Origin of the sequence: Nostoc sp. LEGE 06077 (assembly GCF_015207705.1) — a bacterium.
In the GTDB taxonomy this organism is placed as follows: domain Bacteria; phylum Cyanobacteriota; class Cyanobacteriia; order Cyanobacteriales; family Nostocaceae; genus Nostoc_B.
In genome coordinates this window covers 25,994-47,015 of record NZ_JADEWI010000050.1, presented here as the reverse complement: position 1 = coordinate 47,015, position 21,022 = coordinate 25,994, and the positions used below count along the sequence as shown (strand labels likewise).

Genomic DNA, 21,022 nt, shown 5'->3' with positions numbered 1-21,022 from the left:
TTTTTAGGTAAAGATTCTCCAGCAATAGTTAATATTAGAAACTTTGTAAATTGTGGCTATTTTAACTTCTCTAACCTAAAAGAAAATAACCCTTCATTATACCAGAAAATATTTATGCAAGAGTTCTACTGAGCATATTCCTCTGGTGTATCAAAGTAAATCCGACCCACCGCATACTGCACATCTATTTGATATTGAAAACGATAGGGAATCGCTTCTGGATCACCCACAATCAATAGATAATAAGGCATTTTGTCTGGGTCGGCTGGGCCTGGGCCAACGCCATGACGGGATAAAAATTGATTCTTCGATTCCCCAGGACGATAACCTTTGGGGCCTGTGTATTCTTTATACTCACTTCTTGCACCTAGTTGAGTAAATACGTAAAAAACAAATCAAGAGAGCCAAATAATACAGCGTTTGAAGAAGCACAGGCAAGTATAGTTTTGTAGCTAAGTAGACTAGAAAAGATAGGTAGATTACATATTCAGCAATAAAAACGACTAGTTGCTGGGATGGTATTAGGAGCATCATCGGCAAGAAATATACTCAACAAAAAATTGTCAGGTTTGCCTTTGAGACTGAAAATCTGAGAGAAAAGGCGTGAAATACCAAATTAAACAAAGCACTAATCAATGCTTGCCCACGCCCAAAACCTAGTTTATACCTTGAGAGAACTGATGCCGACCCAGTATCAAAAAAAAAGATAATTTAGAAGCTATGCTGGCATTATTCTTAGAGGCACAAGGACATCCATTACCAGAACACAGTCAGACAAAATCTCCAAGCGCAATTAGCCGATTCTTAAATATAAACCCTTGGTCAACAAGGAAGATGATTAGGGTAATTCGTAACCACGCATTAGAAGTAATTTTAAAGATATTATCATCATCTAACCCAGGACGAAAACCTTTTTTACAAGTCATTATTGATTTGACAACTTTAGAAAAGCGGGGCAAATTCTCAGAATTTGGTGACTTAATTAGAGTGTACAATGGTAAGCGAGGTTTACATATAGTAGTTGTTTATTTGGTTATAGGAAGATGCCGTATTCCTTGGAATTTTCGGGTTTGGAGAGGTAAGGCAAAGCCTTCTCCAGCGCAGCTTGGATTGAAACTCGTTAAACGTTTACCTCAATCTTTAACTCAACATTTCCAGACAATTATTTTAGCTGATACAGCCTTTGGTAGTATAGAGTTTCTTGAGGGTATACGTCGGCTGAAATATCATGCTGTTACAGGTGTATCTATTAGTCGTAAGTTAGCTGACGGGAGACTGTTAAGACGTTTACATCAACAAGGGCAACAGGTTTATTTATTTGGTTTAAATTTTCCTGTTACTGTTTCTTGGTATTACTTAAAGCGTGATAATGGCAAACTAGAAAAACGTTTTGTTTTGTCTACTCGCCCGATTAAAGCTTCTACTCTTAAATGGTGGGGTAAGCGTCGTTGGCAGATTGAGGGATGGTTCAAAACTGCAAAGCATCGCTTCGGATTACATCGCTTTGGGCAAGGAACTCTACTGGGTATGTATCGTTGGCTGATTCTTTCACTCACTGCTTACCTGATTGCTCATTGGACTTATCTGCATATTCAACCAACATCACCTCCTGATTGGGGTCTGGCTGCACAAACTGCCCTTGAATCTATTTTTCCACAAATAGTTGTGTATTTTCTTTTACTTGATATTGAACGCCTAACTCCCCTTGCACGTGGTTGCGGTTTTGACATTCATATTTCCAGGTGCAAGATCTGAGTATAATAATGCTCGTGTTTTTGCGTCGCTTGTTTTTGACGATGCTCTAATAATTCTTTGAGTGCTTCTTTAATTACTGGGTCAGCATTAAAAGCAAAAATTACGCCCCAGCCTGTTTCTGCTAGGTTTTTTGGGTCTACCCCTTCCATTGGGGCAAAATGACCTTCTTGATAGCGCGGATCTTTTTGCTTAAGTTCGCTTAGTTCTAGAGGATCAAAGTCTTCACCCTGAGCAATTTTAGCTACTTGTTCAGGCGTTAAAGGCGGTAATAAATAGCCATTAGAAGCCCCATCAATACCGTTGAAATGTAGTTCTTCGGTTAATTGTTCTACGCTCATGTTAAGTACACCCTGTGATTTTGATTGTTGAATTAATTACCAAAAGCTGCCGCCCAAACAGCATGAGCTACTTCTGGCTTGGCGATGCTGTTGTGAGCGTCTTCATCTTTACCAGTTTTGGGGTCGGTATTACGGATAAACTCGCTGCTTTCCAAGTTATAAACTTTACCTGATTGGAAATTGTATGGCTTGTCACAAGGGTACATTTTTAAGCTTGTAGCTTCGTTGATTCCTTGAATGCCAAAAGTCCCAATACTGCCATACTCAGGAAATTCTGAGTTAGTCTCAGCAAAGTTAATATCTTGACCTTGGAACCTACCTAGTACGCTGGCTGTTGGATACAATTTTGTTACAGAATTATCGTGGATAGACCGAGTAGTAACAATTGGGCCTGTAACTTTGCGGTTATTGAGAATAGAGGAAAAACAACCAGATAAATTTCTGCGGCGGAGAATATCAGGACAGTAAGACCAAAGTGATAAAGCACCTTGAATTAATACTAAAGAATCAACTGGGCGGACTAACTGATTATTGTCTTTTCCATTCACAATTGAAGAAACCACAATACAGCCAAAACTATGTCCCACTAAATGAAATCGGGTTGTTTTAGCTGCGACTTTTTGCAGTTGAGTTAATAACTTAAAGCCACTGGTGCTACCAATTTCCCGCGCCCGTTCTTTCATCTTCCAATAGGAAAGATATCCTAAAAGATCCAGAATTTTATTATCAGCAGCATCACCAATTCCAAAACTGATTTCTTGGGTTTCTGCGTTCTCTGCTATCAGAGATTGATAAATATTTTCCGGGTTTAAGTTCAAAGATGCGCCATCTTCTTCATCACCGTTTAAAGCAGCTTCCTTGATTAACACCTCATAAGCTTGGTTTACTTGCGGCGGTAATGTTTCTGGGGGATTGGCATATTCTATCGAAGCTGCAAAAATTGTTCTGAGAGCCTCACGCGCTGCTTCTGTATCAGCCACATCTTGAGCATATTGGTCAATTAAATTATTTAATTCTGACCCTGATGTGTCGTACGATGTGGGTTTAGCATTTAAGTCTTCATTCCCCCAAGGTTTACTTGGCCAATGCAACCCAATTAACAAAGGGCGAAATTCTTGGTTTTGTAACTGGCGTAATTCTTTGATTTTTTGGATATCAGCAGCCCTACTTCCCATAGCTGTGATCCAATTGTTGTACTGTTCTTTCGCTGCGGGAATGTCACCCATCCATCCGTGGCTAATAAAAAACAGGACTTACGCAACTGGCACAATGCGATCGCTATTCAATAGTACATCAGTATTAATTAAATCTGATTCCGAAAGCTTTGTCTTCGCAGTAAAAGTCGCTGCCTGGGAAGCAAAACATGAAATATTCAGGAGAAAATAGGTAGAGGTTGTATGAGATAAATATTGCTTACGGTAATGAGATTTACTAAGCTTAATTACTGCCAATACTTATTAAGTAGTCAAATTAATTATACCACTACAAATTTAGCAGAGCATTTAGAGAATATTAGCCATGATGCCATTAACTATTATTTGAAAAGAGAAAAGTTAACACCTCGATTACTCTGGGAGAACGTGAAAGAGGTAGTTGAGTCTGATGCCAATGGTTACATAATATTTGATGATAGCGTTTTAGATAAAAGGTATTCTGAAGAAATAGAAATAGTCAGAAGGCAATATAGTGGTAATGAGCATGGTGTCCTCAAAGATATTGGTGTAGTTAGCTGCCTGCGTCTATGTTAACCCTACTCTACAAAGATATTGGGTAATAGATTACCGCATTTTTAATCCTGATGCCGATGGTAAAACTAAGATAGACCATGTGAAAGATATGCTGCAAAACCTTGTGTATCATAAGCTTTTGCCGTTTGATACGGTTTTGATGGATACGTGGTATGCGGTAAACAGTTTAATGCTTTATATTGATGCAATCGACAAAATTTATTATTGCCCTTTAAAAAATAATCGGTTAGTTGATGATACTTTTGGTAAAGAAAAATATAAACGTATTGAATTATTAGAATGGAGCCAAGAAGAATTAGACTGTGGTAAAATAATCAAAATTAAAGGGTTCCCAGCTAATAAAAAAGTGAAACTATTCCGGGTTACTGTTTCTACCAACAGAACGGATTATGTCGCTACTAACGATTTATCTCAAAGTTCCACGGATGTTGTACAAGAGGTGTGTAAAATTCGTTGGAAAATCGAGGAGTTTCACCGAGAGATTAAACAACTAACAGGCATTGAATCTTGTCAATGTCGTAAAGCTAGGCTCCAAAGAAACCATATCGCTTGTGCAATGTTGGTTTGGGTTAGATTAAAGAATTTAGCCTATCAAACTGGTAAAACTATTTATCAAATCAAGCATAATTTGCTTTCTAATTATTTAATTCAGCAACTAAAATGCCCAAGTATTCCTATATGCTTGGTTTGATTTAAATTGTCGTGTGCCACTGCTACGCCCCGCCTACTATTTGTGCCAGTTGCGTAAGTCCTGAAAAAGACATCTGTAATTGGTTGAGTAGCTAGTATATCTAATAACTTTTGGCTCATGAAACCAGTTGGTTCTAGACGTTCATTCCCATTAGCGTCATAAGCAATTAGATAATAGTCTAATGATAAGGTAGTGGTAGTAATATTTACAGTTTCAATTGGCATGGAAAAACTTTGATGTAAGTGTAATGTTGATTACTGCATCAAGAAATTTAGATAGCGATCGCTATCTCTCAACGCAGACTCACAAGTGTTAAATGCACCGTATAAGTACAATCTGTATACTCATCTAGTTGTTAGACTTGTACTTCATATATACTTAGTTGTGCTTACACACTTGAATACACATTAACCATAAAAAAACGGTAAACCCTCAGTGATAATGCTTACTTTTTTCGGGCATAATTCCGAAGATATATTATTCTTAGTTAAGATTTATACACTTAAACTCTACACATAGAGCAAAATCTATGAATACTAATTCGTACTCATAAGTAACCACACAAAATTAATTACAGTCATTGCGAGCAAAGCGAAGCAATCCCAGGTGTAGGTTGGATAGAGGATAGTAGTAACCCAACAAAGTCTTGAGAATGTTGGGTTACTACTATCCTCTCCACTCAACCATATTGTCTTGTCTGATTAATCTTCTTTAGGTAAAGTATCCTCAACGGAAGTGGCTGAATTTTCTTCCGGCCAATCATTATGATTACTAGGAGAATTAGAAACTATCACCACTTCAGTGTCTTGTGAATGATGAGTTCCCCATTCATCCAATACATCTTTAATTAAAACTTCTTGTACCCAAATTTTGGCAACAACTGTTAAAGGTAAAGCTAAAAATAAGCCTAAAAAGCCAAAGAAAGTTACAAAAAATAGTTGAGAAATTAAGGTGACGGCGGGTAACAAAGAAACTTGTTGCGCCATGACATAAGGTGTGATGAAATTACTTTCTATTTGTTGAATAATAAAGTAAAGAATCAAGACAGCAAGCGATTTCCAAGGCGCATCTAATAAAGCGATCGCCATTGCAGGAACTAAACTCAATGTCGGGCCGAGATTGGGTATCAAATTTAAAAATCCTGCCAACACAGCTAAAGCTAAGGCGGCTTTTACCCCCAAAATTGATAAGCCAATCACACTCATCAATCCCACAACACCCATTGCAATTAACGCACCTGTGACCCATCCGCCTAATGAGACTTCGCATTGATTTAAAATGCCCTCTACCCGTCGGCGATAAAAGGAGGGAAATATGCGAATAAAGACTTTGCGATAGGCTATAGGGTCAGCTAACAGCATTCCCGTCCACACCAGTACTAACAAAACTTTCAAAACAACTTCTAAAGAACTAGAGACAAAGGCAAAAGAACTCCCCAAAACGCGATTAATAAAAGGCTGTGCTTGCTGAATTAGACTGTTGAGATCGGGGATGTAGGGAACTAACTGGCTAGGAACTCTAGTTTTCATTTCATCCAGCCAACTATTAAAGCGTTCTAACCCTTGAGGAACCCGGTAAGTTAATTCATGAAATTGTTGGGCAAAAGGTGGCACAATCAATAAGAAAAAAACCACCACCGCAACAAAAAAGAGAGCAACTGAAAGGAGTACAGCAAATCCCCGTTTCATCCCCAAGTGTTGGAAGCGCTTTGCTAACCGATTTAAGGTGGTGGCTAAAACCACAGCGGCAAACATGAGCAATAATACTTCTTTGATTTGCCACAATATATATAGAGAGAGAACTATGGCAATTAAGCCAATCCATTGACCAAGGTTCACAGGCTGACTCCCGGCGGTTGGTGTGATGCGTCTGGTAATGCAGTTAGGTTAGCTGATTTTAGCGATAACGCCCAGATGATTTAAGTTAAGTTTGTTTTTTGGGTTTGGAATCGCCAGAATAAAGCGATCGCCATAATCATACTAGGCAATAAAACTAAAATTAGGGCGTTTGTTGCTGTCGCTGGCAGTGCCACACTCGGTAGTACATACTTAATTAACAGCGAGATCAAAGCTGATAGTACAAGTAGTTTGACAATAAAACTGAGTTGATTTTCCATAGCAGTACGGCAATTCACCTTTTCCTGTAGGGTATACCCGAATCTAGGCTCAATGGAAGACTCTCTACAATATTCATATAAATACACATCAAGGCTGAAGTCTAAAGTCTGAAGTGAAACAACCCATATAGTAAGCTTTTCAGCAATTGAGAATGGGGGGTTTTATGTTTCGTCATTTGTCAACACAAAGGACAAATGACCCATGACTAATGACAAATCTAAATCGAGGATACATCAAAATGCCTGTAGAAAAAAATACCAAGACTCCCATCAAACAACCGAAACTCCGGCAGTTTGGGGGTAGCTTACTAATTTTGGTTACTCTGTTATTACTGCTTAATTTTATAGTTCCTAGTTTCTTTGGCCCTCGATTACCACAAGTGCCTTATAGTGATTTTGTTGCTCAAGTACAACAGGGTAAAGTAGACCGCGCCGTTGTGGGTGGCGATCGCATAGAATATACTCTCAAAGGGCAAACTCCCGATGACAAAACTACCGCACAGGTATTTGCAACTACACCAGTCGCCCTCGATTTAGATTTACCCAAGATTCTGCGCGAGAATAACGTTGAGTTTGCAGCACCACTTCCAGACCAAAACGCTTGGATTGGTACACTCCTGAGTTGGGTTGCACCACCGTTAATTTTCTTTGGGGTTTGGGGCTTTTTAATGAATCGCCAAGGTGGTGGCCCGGCTGCATTAACAGTTGGTAAAAGTAAAGCCCGGATTTATTCTGAAGGTAGTACTGGGGTAAAATTCCCTGATGTAGCTGGAGTAGATGAAGCCAAAGCCGAACTTGAAGAAATTGTAGATTTCTTGAAAAATGCGACCAAATACACCAACTTAGGTGCAAAAATTCCCAAAGGTGTGTTGTTAGTCGGCCCTCCAGGTACAGGTAAAACATTACTAGCAAAAGCGATCGCTGGGGAAGCTGGTGTTCCTTTCTTCAGCATCTCTGGTTCAGAATTTATTGAATTATTTGTTGGTGTGGGTGCGGCGCGTGTCCGCGACTTGTTTGAACAAGCCAAACAACAAGCACCTTGTATTGTTTTCATTGATGAATTAGACGCACTGGGTAAATCTCGCGGTGGTGCGGGTGGATTTGTTGGCGGTAACGATGAACGGGAACAAACCCTCAACCAATTACTCACCGAAATGGATGGCTTTGATGCTAACACCGGAGTAATTATCATCGCCGCTACTAACCGTCCTGAAGTACTTGACCCCGCTTTGCGTCGTCCTGGTCGTTTTGACCGTCAAGTTGTGGTCGATCGCCCTGATAAAATTGGTCGAGAAGCAATTCTCAAAGTTCATGCACGTAGCGTCAAATTGGCGGATGATGTTAATCTCGCCACCATCGCCATTAGAACTCCTGGTTTTGCTGGTGCAGACTTAGCTAACCTTGTCAACGAAGCCGCATTATTAGCAGCACGAAACAATCGCCCAGCCGTAATCATGGCAGATTTCAACGAAGCAATTGAACGTTTAATTGCTGGGTTAGAAAAACGCTCTCGTGTACTCAACGAAACCGAGAAAAAGACCGTTGCTTATCACGAAGTTGGTCACGCCATCATCGGTGCATTGATGCCGGGTGCTGGTAAAGTTGAAAAAATCTCCGTTGTTCCCCGTGGTGTTGGGGCGTTGGGTTATACAATTCAAATGCCCGAAGAAGACCGCTTCTTGATGATTGAAGACGAAATCCGCGGCCGCATTGCAACCTTATTAGGTGGACGTTCCGCCGAAGAAGTTGTGTTTGGCAAAGTTTCCACAGGCGCAAGTGACGATATCCAAAAAGCCACAGACTTAGCCGAACGCTACGTCACCTTATATGGGATGAGCGATAAATTAGGGCCAGTCGCCTTTGAGAAAACCCAACAGCAGTTTCTTGATGGTTACGGTAACGCCCGTCGTGCTATTAGTCCCCAAGTCGCCCAAGAAATTGACAACGAAGTGAAGCAAATAGTAGATAATGCTCACCACATCGCTTTAAGCATTTTGCAACAAAACCGCGACTTATTAGAAGAAACTGCCCAAGAACTACTGCACAGAGAAATTCTCGAAGGTAAAGATTTGCGCGATCGCCTGACGCAAGCCAAATCCCCCGAAGAACTCACAGAATGGTTACGCTCAGGTAATGTTTCACCCGATAAACCATTGATGCAATCTGTGTTGAATTAAATAATTAAATCTGTGTGGTGCGTTGTCTTTTGCGACAACGCACCATATTTTTTATCTGTAGGGGCGAACGTCCGTTCGCCCCTAATCAGTTACAGGAAAAAAATAATTAACAGCAGATGGACGCGGATAAATCTTTTAAGCCACACCGTAATCTGTATACTGTCTTTTATACGGAGGTTGCAACCCCAAAACAATATCATCTTTGGGAACACCCATCTTCACCAACTCCTCAGCCGGATTTTGATCTGTTAAATTCTGTTGAAGCCAGATTTTTCCGTTTTTAATGTCCAAGTGGATAACGCAGCGATAAATGCGGTCAAATTGTTGCCAACCTACATTCATCCACTGATAATGATCTCGTTCTGTGTCAAAGATAAGTTGAGTTTCAACCTGCTGATCTGAAACATCGTCACTAGCATAATGAGTAAGCAAGGTCTGAATGTACTCGCGGTATTTAGCTATTTTATCCATTGCACAATCACCTCGTTTACGGGGTCATAGACAACTAACAACACTTGATATTTTTGTAATGCTGTCTGTGTAAACTCAAGTTGAAAGAAATTTTGATAGGCATCGACTGGAACTGCCAAATATAATACTCGTTCTGGCTGAGTAGTTTCTAGTGCTAGACGATAACTGAGAAATTGACCTAAAGCAGCGTAAAAATCTGTAATTGCAGAAGGATTGAGAAAGCTTTTAATCTCAACTGCTATTTTCTCATCTCCTCTATCGGCTGCAAGTAGTCTTTCTGCGCCCAAATCAACTTGAAAGTTGACGTTACCAAATTTAAATTTGAGTGGATCATCTGTAATTATCCACTGCTCTTTTTGTAACGCTTGCTTAACTGCTTCATGAAAGATATCCTTGGCAGACACAGATTTGAGTTAAATACGTATACAGTTATAATCTTACTATTTTGCTGATGGTGTGTTGCGCTTTGCGACAACGCACCATATTTTTATCTGTAGGGGCGAACGGCCGTTCGCCTCAGTTACGTCGCAAAGCACCACGCCACTACGAGGAAGATTTGTGTGTATATAGCGTAGCTTTTTAGGAGGGAGAGGTCTGCCAAATTCATATCTTAGTTAAATTTGGGCAGTCGTTTATCGAATTCGGGCAGCCGTTTATCGAATTCGGGCAGTTGTTTATCGAATTCGGGTAGTCGTTTATTGAATTCGGGCAGTTGTTTATCGAATTCGGGCAGTTGTTTATCGAATTCGGGCAGTCGTTTATCGAATTCGGGCAGTTGTTTATCGAATTCGGGCAGTCGTTTATCGAATTCGGGCAGTTGTTTATCGAATTCGGGCAGTCGTTTATCGAATTCGGACAGTCGTTTATTGAATTCGGACAGTCGTTTATTGATTTTAGTACACCCTAATACCCCTACACCCACGTCCCATTCCCCATGTTTCTTAATCCCGCAAACTCACGTAATATTTAAGTTGTAGCTGACCATCTAGAGGTATAACGTGGATACCATTGCTATCCCTACTCTCAATCGCCCAGTAGATGCCACGGTAGAGATTCCTGGTTCTAAAAGTATTACCAATCGGGCATTGCTTATCGCTGCTTTGGCGCAAGGCGACTCAATTTTAGAAAACGCCTTATTCAGTGACGATAGCGATTATTTTGCTAAATGTTTAGAGAATTTGGGTATTCCGATTACTCTCAATCCTGATTTGGCTCAGATTCAGATTACAGGAAGGGGTGGGGAAATTCCCGCTAAACAGGCAGATTTGTTCGTAGGTTTAGCAGGGACAGCCGCACGGTTTATTTCGGCACTGGTAGCACTGGGAAACGGCGAATATCGCCTTGATGGGGTTCCTCGGATGCGAGAAAGACCGATGGGCGATTTGATAGATGTGTTGCAAGCAAGTCGAATTACGGTTAATTTTGAGGGAAATCCTGGGTTTATGCCCTATACCATCTATGGTGGGCAATTCTCTGGCGGAAATTTTCGTTTAAAAGCTAACCAAACAAGTCAGCAACTTTCAGCATTACTGATGATTGCGCCTTATGCTCAACAAGATACAATTTTTGAGGTTGAAGGGACACTGGTTTCTCAGTCTTACATCCAAATAACCCGTCGTGTGATGGCAGATTTTGGCGTAGAGGTGAATCAAGTTGGCGACAATCAATTTCATATCAAAGCGGGACAGCGTTACCAGCCGCGCCATTACACCATAGAACCAGATGCGTCGAATGCCTCTTACTTTTTTGCCGCCGCTGCTGTCACTGGTGGACGGGTGCGGGTGAAATATTTAACTAAGCAATCATATCAGGGTGATATTCTCTGGCTGAATGTTCTAGAACAAATGGGTTGTCAAGTACGTGAGGCTGATGACTATATTGAAGTGACGGGGCCAGAACAATTACAAGGTATCGATATTGACATGAACGATATATCTGACCTTGTACAAACATTAGGTGCGATCGCTCCTTTTGCCAATTCACCTGTTACCATTCGTAATGTCGAACATATCCGCTATAAAGAAACTGAACGTATTCGCGCTGTGGTGACGGAGTTACGTCGCTTAGGCGTTAAGGTTGAAGAATTTCCAGATGGGCTAAAAGTTGAACCTAGCCCCATTACACCAGCCGCCATTGAAACTTATCACGATCATCGTATGGCAATGGCATTTGCTGTCACTGGCTTAAAGGTTCCCGGAATTGTCATTAAAGATCCAGGTTGTACAGCTAAGACTTTTCCAGATTACTTCACCAGATTCTTTAAAATGATAGAACAATAGCTGGCTAATATTCAGTTCCTACCTTAATCTTAACGATAAAGCCGACTACTTATAGGAGTTGCATCATGTCTAACATACGTGAAGAAATGCCTGTACTTGCCCGTCATGAAGGCGATTGGGTAGGAACCTATACACTTGTAGATACAGAAGGCAAAATTTTAGATAAACATGAATCGCATTTAAGCTGTCAGTTCCCCGATGACAGTCCTTATTCTTATTACCAAATCAATCGTTATAAGTGGGCTGACGGTAAACAAGAAGAACATAAATTTCCCGGAACATATCGTGATAAAGTTCTCTACTTTGATACAGAACGTATCGAAGGCAAATCCTGGGAAATAGACGATTCTACTGTGATTTTGTGGTTTTCTTATAAGACAGTTCCAGTAGCATACTTATATGAAATGATTCAAATCAGTCCCGATAATAATCATCGCGCTCGTACATGGCATTGGTTTAAAAATCATCAAATTTACCAACGTACCCTAATTCAAGAACAAAGAATTAGATAGTCATCTAAAAATTCAAAAATAGTCTCAAATTAAAGTGCGTTACACTATGTAAACGCACTATTTTATGACATAATAGATAGTTCAATATATATAAATTTAAATATATAATTTACGGATATGGCAAAGACTGAAAAAATTAACTTTTCTACTCCTAGCGGTTTCCCAGAATTTTTACCCAGTGAAAAACGCTTAGAATTATATTTACTAGATACCATCCGGAGAGTTTACGAAAGTTACGGTTTTACCCCGATAGAAACACCCGCCGTTGAAAGGTTAGAAGTATTACAAGCCAAAGGTAATCAAGGCGACAATATTATTTATGGTATCGACCCAATTTTACCACCCAATCGCCAAGCCGAAAGAGATAAAGCAGGCGAAACAGGCTCAGAAGCACGAGCTTTAAAGTTTGACCAAACTGTTCCTTTAGCAGCGTATATTGCCCGTCACCTCAATGAATTAACCTTTCCTTTTGCCCGTTACCAAATGGATGTCGTATTTCGGGGAGAAAGGGCAAAAGATGGACGTTTCCGCCAATTTCGCCAATGTGATATTGATGTAATTGCACGGCGCGAACTCAGCTTATTATATGACGCGCAAATGCCGGCAATTATCACCGAGATATTTGAAGCAGTTAACATCGGTGACTTTTTAATTCGCATCAACAACCGCAAAGTTTTGACAGGTTTTTTCCAGTCACTGGGTATTGCCGAAAATAAAATTAAAACTTGTATTAGCATTATTGATAACCTAGAAAAAATTGGCGAAATTAAAGTTAAACAAGAATTAGAAAAAGAAAGAATTTCACCAGAACAGACAGAAAAAATTATTGAGTTTATTAAAATCAATGGCAGTACTGATGAAATATTAGATAAACTCAAACACCTTTCACAAAACTTACCAACAGCCGAACAATTTAGTTTAGGTGTGAGCGAACTAGAAATAGTAATTACCGGGGTGCGTAACTTAGGCGTTGCTGATAAACGGTTTTGTATTGATTTGTCTATTGCCCGTGGTTTAAATTACTATACAGGCACAGTCTACGAAACAACTCTCATCGGTCATGAAGCTTTAGGTAGTATTTGTTCTGGCGGCAGATATGAAGAATTAGTCGGTATGTTTATCGGCGAAAAAATGCCGGGTGTGGGCATTTCTATCGGCTTAACTCGCTTAATTAGCAGACTACTCAAAGCAGGCATTTTAAATACATTACCTGCAACACCAGCACAAGTAGCCGTAGTCAATATGCAGGAAGATTTAATGCCGACTTATTTAAAAGTATCGCAACAGTTACGCCAAGCTGGCATTAATGTAATTACTAACTTTGAGAAACGCCCATTAGGTAAACAATTCCAAGCCGCAGATAAACAGGGAATTAGATTTTGTGTGATTATTGGTGCTGATGAAGCCGCCGCGCAAAAATCATCGCTCAAAGATTTGCAAACAGGCGAACAAATAGAAGTAGCATTAGCAGATTTAGCTGAAGAAGTTAAACGCAGACTGATGTAAATTTAAAATTGATCAGGTGCGAATCCTGATCACACCCATATTTTAAAATTCTCGCAAAAGTCTACCACAGCCATAAACTTGATCATGAATGTCGTTTTGGCGTAAAGCATACCACCAAGTGGCGGCGTTGACGGCAATTACGGGTTTAGCAGCGATTTTATTCACTTGAAAGGCTGCCAGTGCTGCCTGATATGCCGAAGCACAAGAAGCCACCTTCACATCAGCATAGTCCTCAACTCGCTTGATAAACTCTATGTTGCCTGCTTTACCTTCCCAAAAAGTTTCCGCACTCATCGCCATAATCAGGTAATCGACACCCGCAGTCATCACCCGATCAATAGCAAAGAACATTTCTTCGGAAATAGCTTCTAAAAGCCGTACCATTTTTTCATCACTACTCAAGTCCTGATCACGAAGATGAATCCGCGATGTATGAGAAGTGACACCCGGTACAGTCATTGCATGAAAATCGGGTTCAACAATTGTATTTGTGCTAGGCGCAAGCACACCAAATTTTTTTCGCCATCCTAATACATCTGTCATTGTCTACTTAACTATTTTTGTAGAAAATCGATGACTGATTTTACTATTTCTGTCGGCATTTGATTCACCATCCACAAAGTTCCACCTTCTAGTTCTACTCTTTGGCTATGAGGAATTACATCTTTGAGCCAATATTGATTTTCAGCTTTTGCTAAACCAGCTTTTTCTAATGGTTCTAAGGCATTTCCCCCTGATAAAATCAGAGTTGGACACTGAATTAAACGAAATCTTTCTGGAGCCGCAAGACAATAATTAGCTATTGCAATCCCAGGATACACAGGAGAGCCAAAACACTTCAAATCTTCTAAAACACAACGATGATTTAATTCTCCGTTACCGATGTAATTCACACGAGATAACCATTGTTCCATCAAATGAGAGCCATCTGCTTTAATGGTAAATCCTTGAGAATATCTGTAGAGGATTTTATCTTTTTCCTCTGCGTCAAATCCAAATAAATTACAGAGAATCAGTTTATCAACCCGATTTGGATAAGCTGCGGCTACTTCTCCGGCAATATAACCCCCTGTTAAACTACCAAAAATACTCGCTTTTTGAATGCCTAATTTATCCAAAAGGGCGATCGCAGTATTAGCATAGTCAGCAACAGAATAAACTCTAGGTGGTTTGTCGGAATCACCTAAACCCATCAAATCCATTGCAATAACTAAATTTTTTTCTACCAAAATACTCATCAATTCTTGAAATTCATCACTACTGCGGGGAATCATGTGCAGTAAAAGTATCGGTTCACCTTCTCCACCTATGCGGTAAAGAATTTGTCCATCTTCTGTGTCTAAAAATGCTTTTTTAATCTGTTGACTCATGTTTTCTCCGCCGTAACTAACTAAGAAAATTGCACATAAGAATCATATTTGATTCCTGAAAAAACTCAGTATACCTCTGTTATTTCTTATCCTGTTCCCTGTTCCCTACCTACACAAGTAATTTCAATAATCAAGTCGGATTCCTATACAAACCTTGCTGTTCTAGCTTAAACAGATAATTTCTTTTGGCTCATTTCTGTCTGCTTGATTTGAGATTCTAAAATCGCCCCATAAAGTGGACTTGTTTGCATTAATTCTTCATGGGTTCCTTGGGCGACTAATTGACCTTTATCAATTAATAAAATGCGATCGGCATTCTTGACTGTACTAATGCGTTGAGCCACAACAAAGGTGACACAAGCTTTTTGCTGCATTAAATCATCAAGTTCAGCTTGAATTTGTGTGGCGGTTTTGGCATCTACCGCAGAGGTACTATCATCTAATATCAGAATACTGTAATCAGTGAGTAAGGTACGGGCGATCGCTATTCGTTGTTTTTGTCCGCCAGATAAACCAACACCGCGCTCACCCACAATTGTGTCGTAACCATCGGGCAAACTCATAATAAAATCATGCATCTGGGCAGTTTTTGCTACCTCTATTACCTGTTCTAAAGTTGCATTCGGTTTGGCGTAGGCGATATTCTCGCGGATAGAGCCAGAGAATAAAGTAGTTTCTTGAAACACAATGCCAATATGCGATCGCAAACTTTGGAGGGTAAAATCCCGCACATCCCGCCCATCAATGCGAATGGCTCCCCCAGTCACATCATAAAAGCGGGGAATCAAGTTCATGACTGTGCTTTTGCCGGAACCTGTCATGCCCAGAACAGCGATTAACTCTTTGGGCTTGGTTTCAAAGGAAACATTTTTCAGGGCTTCGGTTGTGGCTCCTGGATAGCGAAAGGAAACGTTTTCAAAGGTAATTCTGCCACTACAAATTTCAAATGGTATGGCATGAGGGCGATCGCGGATATCTACTGTGGCATCTACTACTTCAAACACTCGGACTGCGGAGGCTGCGGCTTGCGCGATCGCTGGGGCGGCAAAACCAATTAATAATATTGGTTGAAAAATCAATACTAAATAAGAATTAAACGCCACCAATTCCCCAATGGAAAATCTCTCACCAATTACCTGAGTTCCCCCATAGCCAAAAACTGCCAGCGTTACCAAATTACTCAGCAAAAAGATAAAGGGAAAGATATTGCGGATGGCGCGAATTGTCTCCATGTTGGCTGTGACGAGGCCATCGTTCAAAGTCGTGTAACGCGACTTTTCGGCAGACTCGCGCACAAAGGCTTTAACTACCCGTATCCCCAGCAAGTTTTCTTGTAAAACAGCATTCAAATTGCCCAATTGCTGTTGTATTTGCCCAAACAGTCGGTCATTGCGACTGACAAACTGTGCCATCAACCATGCTGATACCGGTACTACCGATAGGGTAATTAAAGCTAATTGCCAGTTCATCACTAGCAAAATGATCGCAATCGTTACCAATGTCACCAATCCGCCAATTACCTGAATCAAGCTAGTACCGACAAATGTGCGGATTAGCTCAATGTCACTAGTCACACGGGTTAACAGTTGAGAAGTCTGTGATTGGTCATGATAGCTAAAACTCAGATTTTGAATTTTGCTGAAAATTTTGTTGCGTAAGTCATAGGCGACACCTTGAGAAGCCGCTTCTGCTAAATAACTTTGGCCAAAGTTAAACACACCCCGTGCGATCGCTGCTACTACCATCCAAGCAGCACTGTAAAGTACTATCTGTAAGTTTTGCTGGGCAATCCCTTGATCAATTCCCCAACGAAATAATTGGGGAGTTACAGCATTTGCAATCGTCAATAGTAAGAGACTAATCAAAGCTCCTAATGAAATCCATTGGTAATTGCCTAAAATCTCTAATACCCGCTTGATTGACCGCATCGGCGAACTTTGTCGGAGTTCTGGTTGTTGCACCAATTGTCTTCACCTCAACATCGTACACTTGTAAACCGGAAACTCTTGGGAGGGCTGGGTGTAATCTCGGATGTTAAGTCTGTTTATTTAATTATTAATTCTTTCCCTGACACCCCTACACCCATTTTCACTCCCTATTTCCGCACAGTAACCACAGGTAATTGTACTGTAACAGTAGTACCTGATGCAGTATCAGAAGAAATAGAAAATTCCCCACCATGAGCATTGACAATGCGTTTCGTAATCGCCAGTCCTAGCCCTGTACCCGCAGATTTTGTTGAGAAGAAAGGCTGAGTTAGTTTAGCGAGAATTTCTGGAGGAATTGGCTCACCACCATTACAAACATTGATACAAGCTTGGCCAGAAGATGAATTTTTCACTTCCCAGATAATCACATCTCCTGAAGAAACTGCCTCACAAGCATTACGCACAATGTTAATAAATACTTGTTTGAGCTTATCTTTATCTCCTAAAATTTTGACTGGATGTGGACTGGGGATAAATTTGATTGTGCGTGCAAGTGCTTCTGGCATTTCACAGATTAATTGCAGCAACTCCCTAGTAAATTCATTGACATCTAATTCACCTAGTTGCAACACTTGAGGTTTTGCATACAGCAAAATTTCACTCAGCAGATTTTCTAACCGCGTGGCTTCGCTCAGTGCTAACGATAATCGCTCTTTAGCGCCTGGGTTTAAAATAGTTTTTTTGAAAAAATTTAATCCCATGATCATTGTCGTCAAAGGATTACGAATTTCATGCACAATCATGGCAGCAAATTCACCAATAGCGGCTAGTCGTTCTTGTTCTACCAGCTTGGCTTGGGCTGTCCGCAATTCGGCGGTGCGTTTTTCTACTTCCGACTCTAAAATTTGATTAAATTCGCACTGTTGTTGGTAGAGATAATAATTGTCAATGGCTGTAGCTGCACGTTCAGCAAATACCTCAGCTACTTGAATTTCTTCTTTGGTAAATTCTCGTTGCTGGCGATGAAAAGAGCAAATAGTCCCAATTACTTTTCCTTCTGCTGTCCGTAATGGTATGCCCAAATAAGCATAGTAACCTTCGGGAATCTGCCCATACTCAGGATTTTTTAACGCATCTTCTACTGCTAAGGGGCGACCAATTTCAATCACAGTCCCAGTGAGCAAACCATGTAGTGAATAGATATGTTCACCCTTACCCATATCAATACTACTGGCTAGTACTTGCTCAAAACCTTTTTGGCACACGGTCACGACTGACCAATCTACTTCTAATAATTCGCTAACTCCACAGGCAATGCTCTGTAGGTAATTAGATAGTTCCCCAGAGCGATAGTTTAAACAGGATAAAAATGCGATCGCTCGTCTTTCGCGCTGCCATAGTTGCTTTTGCAACAAACTTGTTTTACCACTGGCTTTGCTCATATATGCCTGTTGCAGAAGTTAATAATTTTTTAACAATCATTAATACTAAGTTCAAAACTTCCTCCAGTAACTATCCTGGATGTTGATAATAATTTAATTAACTTTGGATTTAGCGATTTAATCATTACAAGGAAATAATACTGGAATTATCTGCATATTTACACTATTGATTCATAAATATTTTCTTAAGTTAATAAATTTTCACGACATCTAACTCGAAGCGTAAATGTATTTAGATGAATTCTGCTATTATCTACTCAAAATACTAAGGTTAACATTAGATTAATAAAAGTTAAAAACTAGATAATACATAATAATTTAATATTTTATTGTTTTCCACAATATAGAAATTAGGTTTTAGTCATGTTACAGCATTGCTTACCTGACTTTAATAAGAATAAACTAGCTGGTGCAAGATTTCCAAGCAACACTTTTTCTTCCTACCTTTCTAGCCTTATACCAGTGTTTCTTCAGAGATAACTCATATTTGATTTTCGTAATAGAAAGTTATTGCAAGGATGAGATTCCTATAAATCTGCAATACAAACATAGAACTGATCCACGCTACTTTAGATATTCATCCTGGATGGAAAGGTTTAAAAAATACATTCTAATCCTGACCGCAGACTTGTATGTATTCACTCTTAATTTAAGTTTTCCAGCAAAAAAAAGCAGTATTTACACTGTCGGCAATTGTAAAAAATAAAGCGACTATTTTGATGGATACGATACTCAGTCAATTTGATGTAACGAAGATTCACTAGATAAGTAATTGGGCAAAATAAATTATCTAGTTAGGTAAGGCAGTCCTATTAGTACAGGACAACAGCGAACGAAATCGCTGGGAACAATGACTCAATATTTATGCGTGGGTATTTAAGTGTGAATACAGAATTGATAATTAATTATACGCACAGACATAAACAAATTTGTCAACCGCGCATAACAATCCTGAAGCCTTTAACATTCGGCTTTGTTATTGCCGCGGTATTGTGCAATTATCATCAGGCGATCGCTCAAACTTCCAGTCCTCAGACTTTACCAACTGGAAGAATTGAAGATATTTCTGTTCCTCCCTTACCCTCAGATGCACTACCACAGCCATCAGACAAAGAGCCATTACTTCCGCCTGTGCAACTCCCTGATCAGTCAACACCAGGAGAGGATGATTCTAGTGCCAAATTCCGAGTTGATCGGATTGAAGTTGTTGGCAGTACAGTATTTAAACCAGCAGATTTTGCCCCCATTACAGCCCCCTTTATCGGACGGGAAGTAACCTTTGCAGAATTATTACAAGTCAAAGAAGCCATCAGTAAGTTATACACTGATAAAGGCTATGTCACTACAGGGGCTTTAATTTCACCGCAAACAGTAGATGCGGGAGTGATCAAAATTCAGGTAGTCGAAGGTAGTTTACAAGAAATCCAAATTGTCGGGAATCGGCGATTAAATAGCAACTATATTCGCGATCGCATCCGCATTGGTGCAGGAAAACCCCTGAATGTGCCACGTTTATTAGAAAAGCTGCAACTACTCCGACTTGATCCACGCATTCAAAACCTCTCAGCTGAATTACAAACCGGGACAACTCCCGGAACTAATATCTTACGCGTCGAAGTTAAAGAAGCCGACACCTTCACAGCTACAGTCAGCTTGGATAACGGGAGATCGCCTAGTGTGGGCAGTTTTCGTCGGGGTATAGATGTACAGGAAGCCAACTTACTGGGTTTGGGAGATACCTTAAGCGTCGGTTACACCAATACCGATGGTAGTAATACAATTGCCGCTAGTTACACATTGCCTGTCAATGCTCACAATGGTGCTTTATCTTTTAGTGTTAACCAAGGCTGGAACAACGTTATTGAAGATCCATTCAGCGTTTTAGATATTCAGTCAAATAGCACCTCTTACGAATTCGGATTTAGACAACCATTACTGCAAAAGCCTACCCAAGAATTAGCCGTGGGTTTCTCCTTCTCACGCCAAGAAAGCCAAACAAAAATAGGACTGGATAACATTGGTGGCTTTCCTTTATCCCCTGGTGCAGATGACAATGGTAGAACCAATATTTCTGCCTTGCACTTTACCCAAGAGTATACCCAACGTAGTAGTAAACAAGTTTTCGCCGCGCGATCGCAATTTAGTCTGGGAGTTGATTGGTTTGGAGCTAATGTGAGTAACGAAGCTCCAGACAGCAACTTTTTTAGTTGGCGAGGACAGGCGCAATGGGTACGACAATTCGCACCGGATACTCTCTTGTTAGCTAGAGGTGATTTACAACTAGCAGCAGATACCCTCGTACCTTTAGAACAATTTGGACTTGGTGGACAGCTAAGTGTGCGGGGTTATCGCCAAGATACATTACTCACAGATAACGGCATCTTGTTTTCCTCAGAATTCCGATTTCCGATTTTGCGTGCTAATAAAATCCAAGGAGTTCTCCAACTAGCGCCTTTTGTTGATGTCGGTAAAGGCTGGAATACCAAGGGTACCAATCCCTCTTCCAGTACATTAGTTAGTACTGGGTTAGGACTTTTGTGGAAACAAGGCAATAACTTCTCCGCTCGTTTGGATTGGGGGATTCCGCTGATATCTGTGGAGGGTGACAAAGAAACACTCCAAGAAAACGGCTTGTACTTCTCTATGCAGTATTCGCCATTTTGATAGGAAAAATTGCATTGTATAAATG

At 40.3% G+C, this 21,022-nt stretch carries 18 protein-coding genes and 2 pseudogenes; 7 read left to right on the top strand and 13 right to left on the bottom strand.

What is annotated here, in order from left to right; translation table 11 throughout:
* Positions 1-125: 125 nt before the first annotated feature.
* Positions 126-251 carry a hypothetical protein gene (locus IQ244_RS33055; RefSeq protein ID WP_265578951.1) on the bottom strand — a complete coding sequence of 42 codons (126 nt, stop codon included), beginning with the start codon at positions 249-251 and terminating at the stop codon, positions 126-128.
* 384 nt (positions 252-635) lie between these two features.
* Here IQ244_RS33055 and IQ244_RS24605 point away from each other — a divergent pair.
* Positions 636-1,698, top strand: a pseudogene (locus IQ244_RS24605) (transposase); the annotation flags it as partial.
* Positions 1,699-1,730: 32 nt separating this feature from the next.
* Here the strand turns inward: IQ244_RS24605 and IQ244_RS24600 are convergent.
* Positions 1,731-2,093, bottom strand: coding sequence for a hypothetical protein (locus IQ244_RS24600; protein ID WP_228059122.1), 363 nt, complete (start codon positions 2,091-2,093; stop codon positions 1,731-1,733).
* A 32-nt stretch (positions 2,094-2,125) separates the two neighbouring features.
* A complete protein-coding gene (locus IQ244_RS24595) occupies positions 2,126-3,319 on the bottom strand; it encodes a hypothetical protein (RefSeq protein ID WP_193898847.1) in 1,194 nt (397 codons plus the stop codon).
* A 195-nt stretch (positions 3,320-3,514) separates the two neighbouring features.
* Here IQ244_RS24595 and IQ244_RS24590 point away from each other — a divergent pair.
* Positions 3,515-4,532: pseudogene (locus IQ244_RS24590) on the top strand (transposase).
* On the opposite strand, the gene IQ244_RS24585 reads toward IQ244_RS24590, so the two are convergent.
* From IQ244_RS24585 to IQ244_RS24575, 3 genes are all read right to left on the bottom strand, one after another.
* Positions 4,490-4,756 (bottom strand): hypothetical protein, encoded by a 267-nt coding sequence (locus IQ244_RS24585; RefSeq protein ID WP_193898845.1) that lies wholly within the window; start codon positions 4,754-4,756, stop codon positions 4,490-4,492. The pseudogene IQ244_RS24590 and the gene IQ244_RS24585 sit on opposite strands and share 43 nt — an antisense overlap.
* A 477-nt stretch (positions 4,757-5,233) precedes the next feature.
* Positions 5,234-6,370 carry an AI-2E family transporter gene (locus IQ244_RS24580; protein ID WP_193898843.1) on the bottom strand — a complete coding sequence of 379 codons (1,137 nt, stop codon included), beginning with the start codon at positions 6,368-6,370 and terminating at the stop codon, positions 5,234-5,236.
* Positions 6,371-6,450: 80 nt separating this feature from the next.
* A complete protein-coding gene (locus tag IQ244_RS24575; RefSeq protein WP_193898841.1) occupies positions 6,451-6,648 on the bottom strand; it encodes a hypothetical protein in 198 nt (65 codons plus the stop codon).
* Positions 6,649-6,887: 239 nt separating this feature from the next.
* Here IQ244_RS24575 and ftsH point away from each other — a divergent pair, with 239 nt between their 5' ends.
* Positions 6,888-8,825 carry an ATP-dependent zinc metalloprotease FtsH gene (ftsH, locus tag IQ244_RS24570; RefSeq protein WP_193898853.1) on the top strand — a complete coding sequence of 646 codons (1,938 nt, stop codon included), beginning with the start codon at positions 6,888-6,890 and terminating at the stop codon, positions 8,823-8,825.
* 135 nt (positions 8,826-8,960) lie between these two features.
* Here the strand turns inward: ftsH and IQ244_RS24565 are convergent, their stop codons facing one another.
* The 3 genes from IQ244_RS24565 to IQ244_RS24555 form a co-directional block, all read right to left on the bottom strand.
* A complete protein-coding gene (locus tag IQ244_RS24565) occupies positions 8,961-9,296 on the bottom strand; it encodes a XisI protein (RefSeq protein WP_193898839.1) in 336 nt (111 codons plus the stop codon).
* Positions 9,284-9,700, bottom strand: a complete 417-nt coding sequence (locus IQ244_RS24560) for a XisH family protein (RefSeq protein WP_193898837.1) — start codon at positions 9,698-9,700, stop codon at positions 9,284-9,286. The genes IQ244_RS24565 and IQ244_RS24560 overlap by 13 nt, the downstream gene beginning before the upstream one ends.
* 206 nt (positions 9,701-9,906) lie before the next feature.
* Positions 9,907-10,218: a hypothetical protein gene (locus IQ244_RS24555; protein ID WP_193898836.1), complete on the bottom strand. Its 312-nt coding sequence runs from the start codon at positions 10,216-10,218 to the stop codon at positions 9,907-9,909.
* A gap of 76 nt (positions 10,219-10,294) precedes the next feature.
* Between IQ244_RS24555 and aroA the strand changes: the two genes are divergently transcribed.
* The 3 genes from aroA to hisS all read left to right on the top strand — a co-directional run bounded on the left by aroA (position 10,295) and on the right by hisS (position 13,593).
* Positions 10,295-11,575, top strand: a complete 1,281-nt coding sequence (gene aroA / locus IQ244_RS24550) for a 3-phosphoshikimate 1-carboxyvinyltransferase (protein ID WP_193898834.1) — start codon at positions 10,295-10,297, stop codon at positions 11,573-11,575.
* Positions 11,576-11,640: 65 nt separating this feature from the next.
* Entirely contained in the window at positions 11,641-12,087 is a 447-nt protein-coding gene (locus IQ244_RS24545; protein ID WP_193898832.1) for a DUF3598 family protein, read from the top strand.
* Positions 12,088-12,204: 117 nt separating this feature from the next.
* Positions 12,205-13,593, top strand: a complete 1,389-nt coding sequence (gene hisS, locus IQ244_RS24540) for a histidine--tRNA ligase (protein ID WP_193898830.1) — start codon at positions 12,205-12,207, stop codon at positions 13,591-13,593.
* Between the two features lie 42 nt (positions 13,594-13,635).
* On the opposite strand, the gene IQ244_RS24535 is transcribed toward hisS, so the two are convergent.
* The 4 genes from IQ244_RS24535 to IQ244_RS24520 form a co-directional block, all read right to left on the bottom strand.
* Positions 13,636-14,136, bottom strand: a complete 501-nt coding sequence (locus tag IQ244_RS24535; protein ID WP_193898826.1) for a hypothetical protein — start codon at positions 14,134-14,136, stop codon at positions 13,636-13,638.
* A gap of 11 nt (positions 14,137-14,147) precedes the next feature.
* Positions 14,148-14,963: an alpha/beta fold hydrolase gene (locus IQ244_RS24530; protein WP_193898825.1), complete on the bottom strand. Its 816-nt coding sequence runs from the start codon at positions 14,961-14,963 to the stop codon at positions 14,148-14,150.
* Positions 14,964-15,130: 167 nt separating this feature from the next.
* Complete coding sequence (locus IQ244_RS24525; RefSeq protein ID WP_193898851.1) at positions 15,131-16,891, bottom strand: ABC transporter ATP-binding protein; 1,761 nt, start codon at positions 16,889-16,891, stop codon at positions 15,131-15,133.
* Between the two features lie 167 nt (positions 16,892-17,058).
* Entirely contained in the window at positions 17,059-18,333 is a 1,275-nt protein-coding gene (locus IQ244_RS24520) for a GAF domain-containing sensor histidine kinase (protein WP_193898823.1), read from the bottom strand.
* 864 nt (positions 18,334-19,197) lie between these two features.
* Between IQ244_RS24520 and IQ244_RS24515 the strand changes: the two genes are divergently transcribed.
* The gene (locus IQ244_RS24515; RefSeq protein WP_193898822.1) at positions 19,198-20,997 is read left to right on the top strand and encodes a ShlB/FhaC/HecB family hemolysin secretion/activation protein; all 1,800 of its coding nucleotides are present in this window, start codon (positions 19,198-19,200) and stop codon (positions 20,995-20,997) included.
* The last annotated feature ends 25 nt before the right edge of the window (positions 20,998-21,022 follow it).

Coding starts and splice junctions, on each gene's coding strand:
- IQ244_RS33055 (WP_265578951.1), bottom strand. CDS start 251: ATGCCTTATTATCTATTGATTGTGGGTGATCCAGAAGCGATTCCCTAT.
- IQ244_RS24600 (WP_228059122.1), bottom strand. CDS start 2,093: ATGAGCGTAGAACAATTAACCGAAGAACTACATTTCAACGGTATTGAT.
- IQ244_RS24595 (WP_193898847.1), bottom strand. CDS start 3,319: ATGGGTGACATTCCCGCAGCGAAAGAACAGTACAACAATTGGATCACA.
- IQ244_RS24585 (WP_193898845.1), bottom strand. CDS start 4,756: ATGCCAATTGAAACTGTAAATATTACTACCACTACCTTATCATTAGAC.
- IQ244_RS24575 (WP_193898841.1), bottom strand. CDS start 6,648: ATGGAAAATCAACTCAGTTTTATTGTCAAACTACTTGTACTATCAGCT.
- ftsH (WP_193898853.1), top strand. CDS start 6,888: ATGCCTGTAGAAAAAAATACCAAGACTCCCATCAAACAACCGAAACTC.
- IQ244_RS24565 (WP_193898839.1), bottom strand. CDS start 9,296: ATGGATAAAATAGCTAAATACCGCGAGTACATTCAGACCTTGCTTACT.
- IQ244_RS24545 (WP_193898832.1), top strand. CDS start 11,641: ATGTCTAACATACGTGAAGAAATGCCTGTACTTGCCCGTCATGAAGGC.
- hisS (WP_193898830.1), top strand. CDS start 12,205: ATGGCAAAGACTGAAAAAATTAACTTTTCTACTCCTAGCGGTTTCCCA.
- IQ244_RS24535 (WP_193898826.1), bottom strand. CDS start 14,136: ATGACAGATGTATTAGGATGGCGAAAAAAATTTGGTGTGCTTGCGCCT.
- IQ244_RS24530 (WP_193898825.1), bottom strand. CDS start 14,963: ATGAGTCAACAGATTAAAAAAGCATTTTTAGACACAGAAGATGGACAA.
- IQ244_RS24525 (WP_193898851.1), bottom strand. CDS start 16,891: ATGCGGTCAATCAAGCGGGTATTAGAGATTTTAGGCAATTACCAATGG.
- IQ244_RS24520 (WP_193898823.1), bottom strand. CDS start 18,333: ATGAGCAAAGCCAGTGGTAAAACAAGTTTGTTGCAAAAGCAACTATGG.
- IQ244_RS24515 (WP_193898822.1), top strand. CDS start 19,198: ATGCGTGGGTATTTAAGTGTGAATACAGAATTGATAATTAATTATACG.